The following is a 13,303-nucleotide window of genomic DNA, read 5'->3' on the forward strand; positions in this document are numbered from 1 at the left end:
CGACCAGGGCCGACGGGGCAGAATGTCCGGATGAATGAGCTCGCGATCACCGTCATCGGCCGGGACCGGCCGGGCATCGTGGCCGACGTTGCCGAGGCACTCGCGCGGCTCGGCGCGAACCTCACCGACTCCACGATGACCCGGCTGCGGGGACACTTCGCGATGACCCTGATCTGCGTGGGCCCGGCCGCCGCCGAGGTCGAGGCCGCGCTGGCCCCGCTCGCCGCGGACGGCCAACTGCTGGCCACCGTACGCGCGGTCACCCCCGACGGGCGGACCGCGCCGGCCGGCGAGCCGTACGTGATGGCGGTGCACGGCGCGGACCGGATGGGCATTGTCGCGGCGATGACCCGGGTGCTGGCCGACGCGGGCGGCAACGTCACCGACCTGAGCACCCGGCTGACCGGGTCCCTCTACGTGGTGGTCGCCGAGGTGGAACTGCCGCCGGGCAGCTCCGACGAGGTGGCCGGCCGGCTGGCCCGCACCGCTGCCGAGCTGGGCGTGGGCGTCAGCCTCCGGCCGGCGGACCCGGACCTGCTGTGACCGCCGAGTACGTCGGCCTGGGTGGCTGGACCCCCGAGGCGCTCGGCGTGCCGGGCGAGGTGCGTCCGGTGGTCGCCGCGCCCGACCCGGTGCTCAGCCGGCCCGGGCCGGAGGTCGACCCGACCTCAACCGAGGTGATCCGCCTCGCCGCCGACCTGGTCGCCACCATGCGGGTCTCGCCGGGCTGTGTCGGCCTCGCCGCGCCGCAGGTCGGGGTGGGCGCGCAGGTGTTCGCGGTGGACGTCACCGGCCACCCGAAGGCGGTCACGGTGCACGGCACCTTCGTGCTCTGCAACGCCAAGGTGGTGGAGGCGAGCCGCTGGAAGGCCGGCCGGGAGGGCTGCATGTCGGTGCCCGACCTGACCGGCGATGTGAAGCGGGCCGGCCGGCTCGTGGTCGAGGGGGTGCTGCCGGGCAGCGGCGCGCCGGTGCGGCTGGTGACGGACGGGTTCGAGGCGAGGGCGCTCCAGCACGAGATCGACCACTGTGCCGGACTGCTCTTTCTCGACCGGGTCGCCGGGGCGCACGCCGTCTACCAGCGCAAGGTCTATCTCTGAGCCGTGTTGGTCATGGCGCTGCGCGCCTGCCCGGAGCCGCTCGGTGACGACCTGCCGTCGAGTGTGGAGGGCCAGCTCGGCCGCGTTCGTCCGTACCGGCGCGTCGTGCCCCGTGTCGTGCGGTACGCCGCTACGGTGAACGCATCATGCGTCTGACGGTCGGCCCCCTGCCACCCGCCGTGTACTGGCGGCGTCGCGCCGTCGTGCTCGGAGCGGGGCTTCTCTTCCTGATTGTCCTGCTCTATTCCTGCACCGGTACGGAGCGCAACAACACCGGCGCGACGGGTGTCGATCCCTCGGCGAAGGCGTCCGGGCCGACGCCGCAGCCGACCGGGTCGGTGCTGACGCCGACCTCCGGCAGCCCGTCCCCGACGCCCGGCGACGCCGGCGGCGACTCGGGCGGCTCGGACAGCGGGCAGAGCGGCGGCGGGTCCAACGACGTGCCGGCCGCCCCGGTGGTCGACGACGGCACCTGCGCCGACTCCGAGATCCTGGTGACCCCGGTGGCCCTGCCGGCCACCGCCCGGCAGGGCACGGTGGTCACCCTCCGGCTCAAGGTCAAGAACGTGTCGAACCGTACCTGCAGCCGGGACGTGGGCGCCGACCTCCAGGAACTGTTCGTCAAGGTCGGCGCGGAGAAGGTCTGGTCCTCGGACACCTGCGGCACCGGCGAGGGCTCGGACGTGCAGTCGTTCACGCCGAACTTCGAGCGCTCCTACCAGCTGGGCTGGAACAGCCGGTACAGCACGAAGTGCGCGAACGGTCTGGCCGACGGCCCGTACGCGCAGCCCGGCGCGTACCAGGTCTTCGCCCGGGTGGGCACCAAGCTCAGCGAGCCGGTGAAGCTGACCATCACCGGCTGACCGGACGCCGGCTGACCGGCGGCCGGGGCGGACGCGGGCTCAGACGTACCGCTCCAGGATGGACGCCTCGGCGAGCCGGGACAGACCCTCGCGCACCCCCCGGGCGCGGGCGTCGCCCACTCCCTCGACCGCCTGCAGGTCCTCCACGGTGGCGCCGAGCAGCCGTTGGAGGCTGCCGAAGTGCACCACCAGCCGGTCGACCACGGCCGTGGGGAGCCGGGGCACCTTGGCCAGCAGGCGGAAGCCGCGCGGGCTCACCGCCGCGTCGAGGGCGTCGGAGGCGGACGGGTAGCCGATGGCCTTGGCCACCGCCACCAGGTCGATCAGCTCGGTGGCGCTGAGCAGGTCCAGCTCGACCAGCGCCTCGTCGAGGGTGCGGGACTTGCGGCCGACCGGGAGGTAGTCCCGGATGACCAGGGTGCGGTCGGCGTCCACGCCGGCCATCAGCTCGTCGAGCTGGAGGGCGAGCAGCCGGCCGTCGGTGCCCAGCTCCACCACGTACCCGGCGATCTCGTCGGCGATCCGGCGGACCATCTCCAGCCGCTGCACCACGGCCACCGCGTCGCGTACGGTCACCAGATCCTCGATCTCCAGGGCGGAGAGGGTGCCGGAGACCTCGTCCAGGCGGAGCTTGTAGCGCTCCAGGGTGGCCAGGGCCTGGTTGGCGCGGGACAGGATGGCCGCCGAGTCGTCCAGCACGTGCCGCTGGCCGTTGACGTAGAGGCTGATGATCCGCATGGACTGGCTCACCGAGATGACCGGGTAGCCGGTCTGCCGGGCCACCCGCTCGGCCGTGCGGTGCCGGGTGCCGGACTCCTCGGTGGGGATGGACGGGTCGGGCATCAGGTGCACCGCGGCCCGGACGATCCGCGTGCCGTCGCTGGAGAGCACCACGGCGCCGTCCATCTTGCACAGCTCGCGGACCCGGGTGGCGGAGAACTCCACGTCCAGCGGGAAGCCGCCGGTGCAGATCTGCTCGACCACCTTGTCGTAGCCGAGCACGATGAGCGCGCCGGTGCGGCCGCGCAGGATGCGCTCGAGCCCGTCGCGCAGCGCGGTGCCCGGCGCCATCAGGGCGAGGTTGGCGCGCAGCGGATCTCCGCCGGCGCCGACGCCTCCGGTGACGGTCACGTTGATCGGACGGGCGGGGGAGCCCACCGCGCCGGTGCGGGCGTGCGGCGTCGCCGCGGCGGGCTTGGTGGCATCGCGGTCGATCGGCACGGGCACAGTCTACGGACTGCCGTGCGGTGGGTGCTCTCGTGGTTACTGTGATGTGTCACGATGTCCTACTTCGGTGATCAACAACCGGGTGCGCCCGGTGCCCGAAACCGCCCAGCCGGTCCGCCCCCGCCGTCCCACGCGTCACTCCGCGGACGCGCGGGCGGCCGCCTGAAGTGCCGCGCGGACGTCGGTGACCTCGATCACCCGCATGTTGTCCTGAGTCACCCCGCTGCTGGTCGGACCACAGCCCGGCGGCACCAGGGCCAATCGGAAACCGAGCCGGGCCGCCTCGGCCAGCCGGCGGGGGACCGCACCGACCCGGCGCACCTCGCCGGTGAGCCCGACCTCGCCGATCGCCACCAGGTGCGGGGCGATGGCCAGGTTGAGGCCGCCGGACGCGACCGCGAGCGCCACGGCCAGGTCGGCCGCCGGCTCCACCACCCGGATGCCGCCCACGGTGGCGGCGAACACCTCGCGGTCGTGCAGGGTCAGCCGTTCGGTCCGCCGCTGGAGCACCGCCAGCACCATCGCCAGCCGGGCCCCGTCCAGCCCCGAGACCGTACGCCGCGGCGAGCCGGCCACGGTGGCCCCGATCAGCGCCTGCACCTCGGTCACCAGGGCCCGCCGGCCCTCCATCGCCACCGTGACGCAGGTGCCCGGCACCGGCTCGGCGTAGCGGGTCAGGAAGAGCCCGGACGGGTCGGCCAGGCTGCTGATGCCCCCCTCGTGCATCTCGAAGCAGCCCACCTCGTCCGCCGCGCCGAACCGGTTCTTCACCCCCCGGACCATCCGCAGCGACGAGTGCTTGTCGCCCTCGAAATGCAGCACCACGTCGACCAGGTGCTCCAGCACCCGGGGGCCGGCGACCTGACCGTCCTTCGTCACGTGGCCGACCAGCACGGTGGCGATGCCCCGCTCCTTCGCGACCGCCACCAGGGCCGCGGTGACCGCCCGGACCTGGGTCACCCCGCCCGGCACGCCCTCCGTGCCGGTGGTCGAGATGGTCTGCACCGAGTCGAGCACCAGCAGCCCCGGCTTGACCGCGTCGAGGTGGCCGAGGACCGCCGACAGGTCGCTCTCGGCGGCCAGATAGAGCTGCTCGTGCAGGGTGCCCATCCGCTCGGCGCGCAGCCGCACCTGGCTGACCGACTCCTCGCCGCTGACCACCAGGGACGGGCTGCCGGCGTTGGCCGCCCACTGCTGGGCGACGTCGAGCAGCAGCGTCGACTTGCCGACCCCCGGCTCGCCGGCGAGCAGCACCACCGCACCGGGCACGAGGCCACCGCCGAGCACCCGGTCGAGCTCGCTGACCCCGGTCGGCCGGGCCCGGGCCGGCGCGGCGCTGATGGTGGCGATCGGGCGGGCCGGCTCGGCAGGCATCCGGGAGCTGACCACCCGGCCGGAGACCAGCGGCCCGGTGACCGTGCACTCGACCACCGAGCCCCACTCGCCGCACTCCGGGCAGCGCCCGACCCACTTGGGTGGCTGGTGGCCGCAGGCGTCGCACTCGTACGCCGGGCGCGGCTCGCGGGCGGCGCCCCGGCTCCGGCCGGTGGCGGCGGTGGTGCGGGGGGACGTCGATCGGGAGGTGCTCACCCCAGGACGCTAACCGGGCGGTACGACGAAAGCCCACCCGGAAACGACGACACCGCCGGCGTGGCGCTGGCCACACCGGCGGTGCCGTCGACGAACGGGTCGGTCAGCTGTGGCCGCCACCCTCCACCAGGCCACCGGGGTGGCCGGCGCCGCCCTCCTCCTCGCGGGGCTGCACGACCGGCGAGGGGCGCGCGGCCGGGGTCAGCGGGACGCCGACCGGGGCCGCGGTCTTGATGGTCTTGCCGTTGCCGAAGTCGAAGATCAGGTCGACCTGCTGGCCGGAGAGCAGTTTGTCGTTCAGGCCGACGAGCTGGAGGAACCGGCCGCTGTTGGTGTTCAGCTGGGCGTAGCCGAGCGCCGGGATCTCGATCCGGGCCGGCTGAGCCGGCGCCGACTCACTCGGCGAGGCCGACGGGCTGGCCGAGGCGCTGGCGGACTCGGCGGCGCTGGCGGAGGCCGACGGCTCGGTCGGGCTGGGCGACGCGGACGCGGGCTCGGTGGCCGACTCGCTCGGGCTCGGCTGGGCGCCGCTCGGCGTGGCACCGGCCAGCACCACGTCCCGGGCGCTGTCGGTGGTGACCGTCACGGTGACCGGGGACGCGCTGTCGTTGTAGATCACCATGTTGAGCGGGGCGTTGGCGCCCGCCTGGTAGCCCTCGACGCCGGGGAACTGCACGTACAGGCCGCGCACCGCGTAGACGTTGTCGGGGGTCTGGACGTTGACGCCCTGCACCGACGGGATCTTCTTGGCGGTCTCGGCCACCTGGCCGGCGCCACACCCGGACAGCAGCAGGCTCGTCGCCGCCGCCGTACCGGCCAGCAACAGGGCCGCCCGCCGGGAACCCCTGATCGAGCGCGTCACGTCGGTCCTCCTCGTCACGATCCCCACCCGGCCGTACGCCGGGCACGGGGTGGTCATACCCGCGCAGACCGCGCTCCAGGGTAGTTGGGGCTGATCGAGGCCCGCACGCCGACCCGGTTATGCCACCTTCCGGGGATCCGTCACACCACCCGTCCGTTCGCCACCAGCAGGACCACATCGATGAGCGCCACCAGCATCACCGCCCGGAAGGCGGCCACCGGCCGGCCACCGGCCCGGGCCGCGGTCCGTCCGGCGTACCAGCCGACGGCCGGCACCAGGACGGCGGCGGCGACCGCCGACAGGCCCGCCCACGACGGCGGCCCGGGCGGCCCGACGACCAGGATGACGGTGGCCGCGAGGAGCAGCCCGGCGGCGGCCACCCGGCTGCCCGCCGCGCCGAGCCGGTGCGGCAGCCCGCGCACCCCGGTCCGGGCGTCGTCGGCCAGGTCGGGCAGGACGTTGGCGAAGTGGGCCCCGGCGCCCAGGCAGGCGGCGGCGGCCACCAGCCAGCCCGGGGGTGCGGGCGCGCCGGGCAGGGCCAGCACCACGAACGCGGGCAGCGTGCCGAAGGAAACCGCGTACGGCAGCACGGACACCGGGGTCGACTTCAGCGGCCAGTTGTAGAGCAGCGCCGACACCAGCCCGAGCGTCACGCAGAGCGCCGCCGCGCCGCCCGTGAGCAGCGCCACCAGCGGGGTGGCGACGGCGGCCGCGACCGCAGCTCGGGCGAGGGGACGCCGTCCGATCAGGCCGCTGGCCACCGGCTTGTCGGTACGTCCCACCGCGGCGTCCCGGTCGGCGTCGATGAGGTCGTTGCTCCAGCCGACGGCGAGCTGGCTGGCCAGCACGGTGAGCACCACGACGGCGATCCCGACGGGTCGGTGCCCGACACCCCAGGCCAGCAGCCCGGCCACCACGGTGACCGCGGCGGCCGGCTCCGGATGGCTCGCCCTGACCAGCCCTAACACCGACGACGACATAAGAGAAGTCTGGTCGTTACCGGGGAGTCGTGTCACGCTCTGTCCATGCGCGACGCGGCCCCCGTGTCCACCCCGCTCCGGGTGCTGCCACCCAACGACCCCCGCCAGTACGACGACCTGGCCGGCGAGTGGTGGCGGCCCGACGGCGCGTTCGCGATGCTGCACTGGCTGGCCCGGGCCCGGGCCGACCTGGTGCCCCCGGCGTCCAGGCCGGACGCCGTCCTGGTCGACCTCGGCTGCGGCGCCGGGCTGCTCGCCCCGCACCTGGCCGGCAAGGGCTACCGGCACCTCGGGGTGGACCTCACCCGTTCCGCCCTCGTCCAGGCCGCCGCGCACGGGGTGACCGCGCTCCGCGCCGACGCCACCGCCGTCCCGCTCGCGGCCGGCTGCGCCGACGTGGTGTCGGCCGGCGAGCTGCTGGAACACGTGCCGGACTGGCGCCGCGCGGTGGCGGAGGCCTGCCGCCTGCTGCGTCCGGGCGGCCTGCTGGTGCTGGACACCCTCAACGACACCGTGCTGGCCCGGCTCATCGCGGTGGAGATCGGCGAACGGCTGCCCACCGTGCCGCGCGGCATCCACGATCCACGGTTGTTCGTGGACGCCCGCGCCCTGGTCGCCGAGTGCGCCCGGCACGGCGTCGCGCTGCGCGTGCGCGGGATCCGGCCGGAGCTGGGCGGGACGCTGGCCTGGCTGCTGCGCCGGATGCGGAGTGGCGCCGCCGACCGCCCGGTGGGGCGGACGCCACGGATCGTGCCGACCTGGTCCCGAGCCGTGCTCTACCAGGGCCACGGGGTCCGGAACGGGTAGCCGGGGCCGGGCCGGGGTAGCGGGGACGTCGAGAAGGGGGCTCTACATGACTGTGCACACGCTGGAGGCGGCCCGCCGGTTGGCACCGCGACTGGCTGCCCGCGCGGCGGGCCACGACCGGGACGGCTCCTTTCCGGTCGACGACTTCGCCGACCTGCGGGAGGCCGGGCTTTTCGGGCTGATGGTGCCCGGGGAGCTGGGCGGCGCGGGCGCCAGCTTCGCCGAGTACGCCGCCGTCGCCACCGAGCTGGCCCGGGGCAACGGCGCCACCGCGCTGGTGTTCAACATGCACGCCTCGGTCACCGGGGCGCTCGGCGCGGTCACCGAGGAACTGGCCGAGGCGCTCGGCGTACCGGACGAGGCGCTGGCCGCCCGGGACCGGCTGCTCCGCGCCGCGGCCGACGGCGCCTGGTACGCGGTGGCGATGAGCGAGCGCGGCGCCGGCGCCCGGCTGTCGCAGCTCAGCACGGTGTACGAGCCGGTCGACGGGGGCTGGCACATCAAGGGCAGCAAGACCTTCTGCTCGGGTGCCGGGCATCCGGACGGCTATCTGGTCGCCGCCCGCAGCGCCGCCGACCAGTCGGTGGTCTCCCAGTTCCTCGTGCCGGCCGGCGAGGGCATCACCGTCGAGGCCACCTGGGACTCGCTGGGCATGCGCGCCACCTCCTCGCACGACCTGCATCTGGACGTCACCGTGCCCGCCGACCGGCTGCTCGGCGGGGTGGAGGGACTGGCCCTGGTGGTCGCCCAGCTCATGCCGCACTGGTTGGTGGCCAGCTACGCCGCGGTCTACGTCGGGGTGGCCCGGGCGGCGATCGAGGCCGCGGCCGAGCACCTGAACGCCCGTAACCTCGCCGGCCTGCCCGCGGTCCGGGCCCGGCTGGGCCGGGCGGACGCGGCGGTCGCGGCGGCCGAGCTGGTGGTGGCCGAGGCGGCCCGCCGGGTCGACGAGGCGCCCGGCGACCCGGAGACCAACCGCTGGGTGTGGCGGGCGAAGCTGCTGGCCGGCACCACCGCCGCCGACGTGGCGGCGTCCATGCTGGAGGCCGCCGGCACCTCGGCCACCCGCCGGGGCCACCCGCTGGAGCGGCTCTACCGGGACGCCCGGTGCGGCTCGCTGCACCCGGCGACCTCCGACGTCTGCGCCGACTGGCTCGGCATCGCCGCGCTCGGCGGCGACCCGGACCGCGACGGCGCGTCGCCCCGCTGGTGAGCGCGGCGGGCCAGCACCGGCGACGGGAGCCGGCCGTTGGTGAGCGCGGCGGGCGAACCCCGCAGTCGCGAACGGGAGATGGTCGTTGGTGAGCGCGAGGAGTGAGCCGGGTTTGCGAACCCCGCAGTCGCGAACGGGAGATGGTCGTTGGTGAAGCGTGGGATCGGAAACGAGAGGTGGGCGACATGGCCGTGCCGGTGATCGCGGGTGTGGGTACGGCCTTGCCGCCGGCCACGACGCAGGACGAGCTCTGGGACGGCTTCTTCGCGAAGCATTTCTCCGGGACCACGCACGCCCTGGCCGAGCGCATCTTCGCCAACTCCGGGGTGTCCCGGCGACAGGCGGCGGTGAACCCGCTGCTGGAGGACGTCTCCGAGTGGCCGACCGAGCGTCGGATGCGGCGCTACCAGGTCGAGGCGTTGCCGCTCGGCAAGGAGGCGGTGGGCCGTGCGCTCACCGCCGCCGGGCTGGACGCCGGTGACGTCGGGCTGTTCGTGGTCTGTTCCTGCACCGGGTACGCCACCCCGGGGCTGGACATCCTGCTCGCCCGGGACCTGGGCATGGCCCCGGACACCCAGCGCATGTTCGTCGGCCACATGGGCTGCTACGCGGCCCTGCCCGGGCTCGGCGCGGCCAGCGACTTCGTCAGCGCCCGCGGCCGCCCGGCGCTGCTGCTCTGCGCCGAGCTGACCAGCCTGCACATCCAGCCCGCCGGCGTCCGGGTGGACACCCAGCAGATCGTCTCGCACGCGCTCTTCTCGGACGCGGCGGTCGCCGCCGTGCTCGTCCCCGGCGGCCGGGGGTACGCGCTGCGCGAGGTCACCTCGGTCACCGACACCTCGACCGCCGACCACATGACCTGGGACGTCACCGACACCGGTTTCCGGATGGGGCTGTCGCCGAAGGTCCCGCAGGTGCTCTCGCGCCACGTCCGGGGGCTGGTCGACGAGTTGCTGGCCCGGCACGGGCGGACGGTCTCCGAGGTGGACGGCTGGGCGGTGCACCCGGGCGGCCCGCGCATCCTCAACGTGGTGGACGGGGAACTGGCCCTGCCGCCGGACGCGCTCGCGGCGTCCCGGGCCACGCTGGACGAGCACGGCAACTGTTCGTCTCCGACCGTGTTGCTGATCCTGGATCGGCTGCGCCGGGCCCAGACGCCGCCGGAGCGGATCGTGATGCTCGCGTTCGGACCGGGCTTGACCCTGTACGCCGCCCTGCTCGACCGCACCGGGTGACCGGCCGGTGGCACGGGACAGTGCCGCCCGGGCCGCGCGGCTACCCTGACCGCATGGGCGCCGACGACCGGGTACGGGCTGCGCTGCTGGCCGGGCTGACGGTGGCCGGGCTTGCCGCCGGTGGCTGGTGGTGGCGACAGGCCGCACCAGTGCTCGGCCCGACGGGCGCCTCACCCAGCCCGTCGGCGGATGCCTTTCCCGAGCCCGGTGTGCGGCTGGCCGACCCGGACACCAGGCGGGTCTTCGTCGACCCGGACACCGGGCAGGTGATCCCGGTGCCGGAGGCCGACCCGGACGCGGGACTGGTCGTCCATCAGGGGCCGGACGCCCCCGGCGAGACGCTGAGTTCGCACGCCGTCTGGACGGAGCGGTCCCATCTCGACGCGGGAAACGAGCAGATGGTCCGGCAGACCAACCCCACGGCCGGCGAGCGCCACTTCCTCACCGTGTCCTGCACCGGTTCGGGGACGCTGACCGTGGCCCTCTCCGGCTCGGACGAGGACGGTCCGCCACAGACGACGACCTGCACGAGGACGCTCGCCCTCCACTTCACCGCCAGCGGCGGCCCGTTGCTGGTGCGGTTCACGGTGGCCGACGGCGAGCTCGACCTGGATGCCCGGCTTGTGACCCTGTTCTGACCATCAGCCGGCGATACGCGCCAGATCGTCGCGATACTGCTCGACCTGGCCCAGCTCGGGTACGACCCGCACCAGGGTGCCCTCCCGGTCCATCAGCAGCGCGGGGGCCGTGCCGGGGCGGGCCGCGAGGTGTGAGTAGGCGCGCACACCGCCGGCCGGGTCGGCGAGGGTGCGTACGCCGGGGGCGGTGGCGGGCTCGGCCTGGCGGCCCTCGGTGACGGTGACCACGGTGACGCCCGGGGGTGCGGCGGCCGCCGCCTGGGTGACCTGTTCGGCGCAGGCGCAGGCGTCCACCAGGATGATCATCGCCGGCAGCAGGCTGCGCAGCGGCACCGGAGAATCGTCGGCGCCGACCAGGTCCAGCGCGGGGAGCGGCCCGACCGCCACCCAGTTGCTCGGGTAGGGGACGACCGTGGGACTGCCGCCGGAGCGCGAGGAGCGGGGCCAGGTGACCGCGGCCAGCCCGGTGAGGGTGATCAACATGGACACCAGCAGGACCAGCAGCGGCAGCCCCAGCGGCGGGCGGCCGCCCGGTCGGGCGGTGCGGCCGGTCCGGCGGTGCAGTCGGCGCAGCTCGCGACGGACCTGCCGGGCCTCCTCGGCGAGGGCCGAGGCGTCGTCGGGGACGACCACCCGACCCCACTCCGGGGGCAGGTCGGGCAGCCCGTCCGGCGGCCCGTGGCCTTCAGCGTCAGGCATGCCCATCGGACCCCCAGGAACCGTCTCGGTGAGCGGACGTCGCGTCCACCTCCCAGGGTCCCGCACCGGTCGGCGTACCGCCACACCTGGGCGCACTCGGGATTCCGGGGCTACCATGGGAGGAGCGCATCGCCCTAGACATCCACGCTCCGTCACCCGCATCGGGTTGTCATCCGTTGGTCACGGAGCGTGTGGAAACCGTCGGTTTGACCGCCTGTCAAGCTGAAGAAATACCTCTCACAGGGCCCCTGAGCTGCGCCAACGGTCAGGACAGCGGTGAGACATCGGTGCCTGAGCGTGTTACCCTAGACACAGCGAAAGGGGTTTCGAACCTATGGTTTTCAGTGTCGGCGAGACCGTTGTTTACCCCCACCACGGGGCCGCACTCATCGAGGCAATCGAGACTCGGGTCATCAAGGGCGAGCCCAAGCAGTACCTCGTCCTGAGGGTCGCGCAGGGTGACCTGACGGTCCGGGTGCCCGCTGAGAACGCCGAGATCGTGGGTGTGCGTGAGGTGGTCGGCGAAGAGGGCCTCGGCAAGGTCTTCGACGTGCTCCGCGCACCGCACACCGAGGAGCCGACCAACTGGTCGCGGCGTTACAAGGCGAATCTGGAGAAGCTGGCCTCCGGCAACCCGCTGAAGGTCGCCGAGGTCGTCCGCGACCTGTGGCGCCGGGAGCGGGAGCGGGGTCTGTCCGCGGGTGAGAAGCGCATGCTCGCGAAGGCCCGCGACATTCTCGTCGGCGAGGTCGCGCTGGCCGAGAAGAGCACCAAGGACGAGGCGGAGACGCTGCTCGACAAGGTGCTGACCGAGGCCTGAGTTCCACAGCATCGTCGTACCCACCCCGTAGCAAAGAAATCCGAGGACCGCGACGTGACCGCGCAGCTCAATCCGCGCGGTGACGTCGCGGTCCTTGTTCCTGCGGCCGGTGCCGGCGTACGCCTCGGCCCCGGCGCCCCCAAGGCGCTCCGGCCGCTCGCCGGTGAGCCGCTGCTGGTGCACGCGGTACGCCGGATCGCGGCGGCGCCCTCCGTGCACACCGTCGTGGTGGCCGCCCCGGCCGCCGACGTCGATTCGGTCCAGGCGATGCTCGCGCCGGTCGCCCCGGTGATCGTGGTGCCCGGCGGCGCGGAGCGCCAGGCGTCGGTGGCCGCCGCACTGGCCGCCGTCCCCGCCGGTCCGGAGATCGTCCTGGTGCACGACGCGGCCCGCGCGCTGACCCCGCCGGAGCTGATCGAGTCGGTGGCCGCGGCCGTTCGCTCCGGGCACGATGCGGTGATCCCGGTGCTCCCCGTCGTCGACACGATCAAAGAGGTCGGCACGGGCGAGCTGGTCCTCGGCACGGTGGACCGGTCCGCCCTGCGGGCCGTGCAGACCCCGCAGGGCTTCCGCCGGGCGGTGCTGACCGCCGCCCACGCGACGGCCGGCGACCCGCTGACCGACGACGCCGGCCTGGTGGAGAAGCAGGGCGTGCCGGTGGTCTGCGTCCCCGGCTCGGAGTACGCCCTCAAGGTCACCCGGCCGTTCGACCTGGCCCTCGCCGAGCACCTGCTCTCAGCCGGCCAGGCGGGTTAGCGCCAGCTTCGCGATGTCCACGGCGAGACCCTTCAGGTCACCGCCGCGTAGTTTGACGCTGGACGCCCCGAGCATCACCTCCAGCGCGTTCGTACTGCTGCCAGAAGGACCCGCGCTCGTTCGACGGGTCGGTGGTGCCGTGGATGGAGGACCTGCTGCACGCCGCCCGGGAGCGGTTACTGGTCATGTCGTTGCTGATCGAGACCGAGGTGCTGGAATCCCCGGCGGCGTCGGGGACGCTGAGCCGGTTCGCCGCGGCCGGGATCGAGGTACGCGTCCGTGGCCGGCTGCCCAGCGGCTACTACGTGATGGGCGAGCACGCCGCTCTGCCGCTGAAGTGGGGCGACGACCTGGCCGGCTCGGCGTACCAGTTCCACCTGGTCCGCTCGGCGGTGCTGGTGGCGGCGCTGGCCAGCCTTTTCGAGGAGCTGTGGCGGACCGCGGTGCCGCTGGGCGTGCGTACCCGGTTCCAGGCCGGTGTCGTGGCGGCCCGGTCCGGCTGGCTGGACTGAT

General features: G+C 74.2%; 15 protein-coding genes. 10 read left to right on the top strand and 5 right to left on the bottom strand.

The genetic code is table 11. The annotated features are described in order from the left end of the window. The first annotated feature begins 30 nt into the window (after positions 1 to 30). The 3 genes from ACFYM6_RS13900 (at position 31) to ACFYM6_RS13910 (ending at position 1,963) form a co-directional block, all read left to right on the top strand. Positions 31 to 543 carry an ACT domain-containing protein gene (locus tag ACFYM6_RS13900; RefSeq protein ID WP_357439579.1) on the top strand — a complete coding sequence of 171 codons (513 nt, stop codon included), beginning with the start codon at positions 31 to 33 and terminating at the stop codon, positions 541 to 543. After that, a complete protein-coding gene (locus ACFYM6_RS13905) occupies positions 540 to 1,100 on the top strand; it encodes a peptide deformylase (protein ID WP_357439581.1) in 561 nt (186 codons plus the stop codon). The genes ACFYM6_RS13900 and ACFYM6_RS13905 overlap by 4 nt, the downstream gene beginning before the upstream one ends. A gap of 146 nt (positions 1,101 to 1,246) precedes the next feature. Continuing rightward, entirely contained in the window at positions 1,247 to 1,963 is a 717-nt protein-coding gene (locus tag ACFYM6_RS13910) for a hypothetical protein (protein ID WP_387275297.1), read from the top strand. A gap of 39 nt (positions 1,964 to 2,002) precedes the next feature. On the opposite strand, the gene disA is transcribed toward ACFYM6_RS13910, so the two are convergent. The 4 genes from disA to ACFYM6_RS13930 all read right to left on the bottom strand — a co-directional run bounded on the left by disA (position 2,003) and on the right by ACFYM6_RS13930 (position 6,622). Continuing rightward, positions 2,003 to 3,184, bottom strand: a complete 1,182-nt coding sequence (gene disA, locus ACFYM6_RS13915) for a DNA integrity scanning diadenylate cyclase DisA (protein ID WP_387275299.1) — start codon at positions 3,182 to 3,184, stop codon at positions 2,003 to 2,005. 141 nt (positions 3,185 to 3,325) lie between these two features. Then, positions 3,326 to 4,780: a DNA repair protein RadA gene (radA, locus tag ACFYM6_RS13920; protein ID WP_387275301.1), complete on the bottom strand. Its 1,455-nt coding sequence runs from the start codon at positions 4,778 to 4,780 to the stop codon at positions 3,326 to 3,328. Positions 4,781 to 4,883: 103 nt separating this feature from the next. Further along, positions 4,884 to 5,642, bottom strand: a complete 759-nt coding sequence (locus tag ACFYM6_RS13925) for a hypothetical protein (RefSeq protein ID WP_387275302.1) — start codon at positions 5,640 to 5,642, stop codon at positions 4,884 to 4,886. A gap of 140 nt (positions 5,643 to 5,782) precedes the next feature. After that, positions 5,783 to 6,622, bottom strand: a complete 840-nt coding sequence (locus ACFYM6_RS13930) for a UbiA family prenyltransferase (RefSeq protein ID WP_387275304.1) — start codon at positions 6,620 to 6,622, stop codon at positions 5,783 to 5,785. A gap of 45 nt (positions 6,623 to 6,667) precedes the next feature. Here ACFYM6_RS13930 and ACFYM6_RS13935 point away from each other — a divergent pair, with 45 nt between their 5' ends. The 4 genes from ACFYM6_RS13935 (at position 6,668) to ACFYM6_RS13950 (ending at position 10,515) form a co-directional block, all read left to right on the top strand. Then, complete coding sequence (locus ACFYM6_RS13935; protein ID WP_387275306.1) at positions 6,668 to 7,429, top strand: methyltransferase domain-containing protein; 762 nt, start codon at positions 6,668 to 6,670, stop codon at positions 7,427 to 7,429. Positions 7,430 to 7,475: 46 nt separating this feature from the next. Beyond that, complete coding sequence (locus ACFYM6_RS13940; RefSeq protein ID WP_387275307.1) at positions 7,476 to 8,642, top strand: acyl-CoA dehydrogenase family protein; 1,167 nt, start codon at positions 7,476 to 7,478, stop codon at positions 8,640 to 8,642. 185 nt (positions 8,643 to 8,827) lie between these two features. Next, on the top strand, positions 8,828 to 9,877 hold the full coding sequence (locus ACFYM6_RS13945) for a type III polyketide synthase (RefSeq protein ID WP_357439601.1): 1,050 nt from the start codon (positions 8,828 to 8,830) through the stop codon (positions 9,875 to 9,877). Positions 9,878 to 9,930: 53 nt separating this feature from the next. Next, entirely contained in the window at positions 9,931 to 10,515 is a 585-nt protein-coding gene (locus ACFYM6_RS13950; protein WP_387275309.1) for a hypothetical protein, read from the top strand. A gap of 3 nt (positions 10,516 to 10,518) precedes the next feature. On the opposite strand, the gene ACFYM6_RS13955 is transcribed toward ACFYM6_RS13950, so the two are convergent. Continuing rightward, entirely contained in the window at positions 10,519 to 11,220 is a 702-nt protein-coding gene (locus ACFYM6_RS13955) for a hypothetical protein (protein ID WP_387275311.1), read from the bottom strand. Positions 11,221 to 11,548: 328 nt separating this feature from the next. Between ACFYM6_RS13955 and ACFYM6_RS13960 the strand changes: the two genes are divergently transcribed. The 3 genes from ACFYM6_RS13960 to ACFYM6_RS13970 all read left to right on the top strand — a co-directional run bounded on the left by ACFYM6_RS13960 (position 11,549) and on the right by ACFYM6_RS13970 (position 13,302). Further along, complete coding sequence (locus tag ACFYM6_RS13960) at positions 11,549 to 12,034, top strand: CarD family transcriptional regulator (RefSeq protein WP_007073334.1); 486 nt, start codon at positions 11,549 to 11,551, stop codon at positions 12,032 to 12,034. A gap of 54 nt (positions 12,035 to 12,088) precedes the next feature. Further along, positions 12,089 to 12,790 carry a 2-C-methyl-D-erythritol 4-phosphate cytidylyltransferase gene (gene ispD / locus ACFYM6_RS13965; protein WP_357439608.1) on the top strand — a complete coding sequence of 234 codons (702 nt, stop codon included), beginning with the start codon at positions 12,089 to 12,091 and terminating at the stop codon, positions 12,788 to 12,790. A gap of 143 nt (positions 12,791 to 12,933) precedes the next feature. Then, entirely contained in the window at positions 12,934 to 13,302 is a 369-nt protein-coding gene (locus ACFYM6_RS13970) for a hypothetical protein (protein WP_387275313.1), read from the top strand. The last annotated feature ends 1 nt before the right edge of the window (position 13,303 follow it).

The sequence above is a fragment of the Micromonospora sp. NPDC006431 genome (assembly GCF_042870725.1).
GTDB lineage: Bacteria > Actinomycetota > Actinomycetes > Mycobacteriales > Micromonosporaceae > Micromonospora.

Bases quoted from the DNA above. Each gene is read 5' to 3' on its own strand.
- ACFYM6_RS13960 (WP_007073334.1), top strand. From the start codon at position 11,549: ATGGTTTTCAGTGTCGGCGAGACCGTTGTTTACCCCCACCACGGGGCC.
- ACFYM6_RS13940 (WP_387275307.1), top strand. From the start codon at position 7,476: ATGACTGTGCACACGCTGGAGGCGGCCCGCCGGTTGGCACCGCGACTG.
- ACFYM6_RS13935 (WP_387275306.1), top strand. From the start codon at position 6,668: ATGCGCGACGCGGCCCCCGTGTCCACCCCGCTCCGGGTGCTGCCACCC.
- ACFYM6_RS13930 (WP_387275304.1), bottom strand. From the start codon at position 6,622: ATGTCGTCGTCGGTGTTAGGGCTGGTCAGGGCGAGCCATCCGGAGCCG.
- ACFYM6_RS13955 (WP_387275311.1), bottom strand. From the start codon at position 11,220: ATGGGCATGCCTGACGCTGAAGGCCACGGGCCGCCGGACGGGCTGCCC.
- ACFYM6_RS13945 (WP_357439601.1), top strand. From the start codon at position 8,828: ATGGCCGTGCCGGTGATCGCGGGTGTGGGTACGGCCTTGCCGCCGGCC.
- ACFYM6_RS13970 (WP_387275313.1), top strand. From the start codon at position 12,934: ATGGAGGACCTGCTGCACGCCGCCCGGGAGCGGTTACTGGTCATGTCG.
- ACFYM6_RS13950 (WP_387275309.1), top strand. From the start codon at position 9,931: ATGGGCGCCGACGACCGGGTACGGGCTGCGCTGCTGGCCGGGCTGACG.
- ACFYM6_RS13900 (WP_357439579.1), top strand. From the start codon at position 31: ATGAATGAGCTCGCGATCACCGTCATCGGCCGGGACCGGCCGGGCATC.
- ACFYM6_RS13910 (WP_387275297.1), top strand. From the start codon at position 1,247: ATGCGTCTGACGGTCGGCCCCCTGCCACCCGCCGTGTACTGGCGGCGT.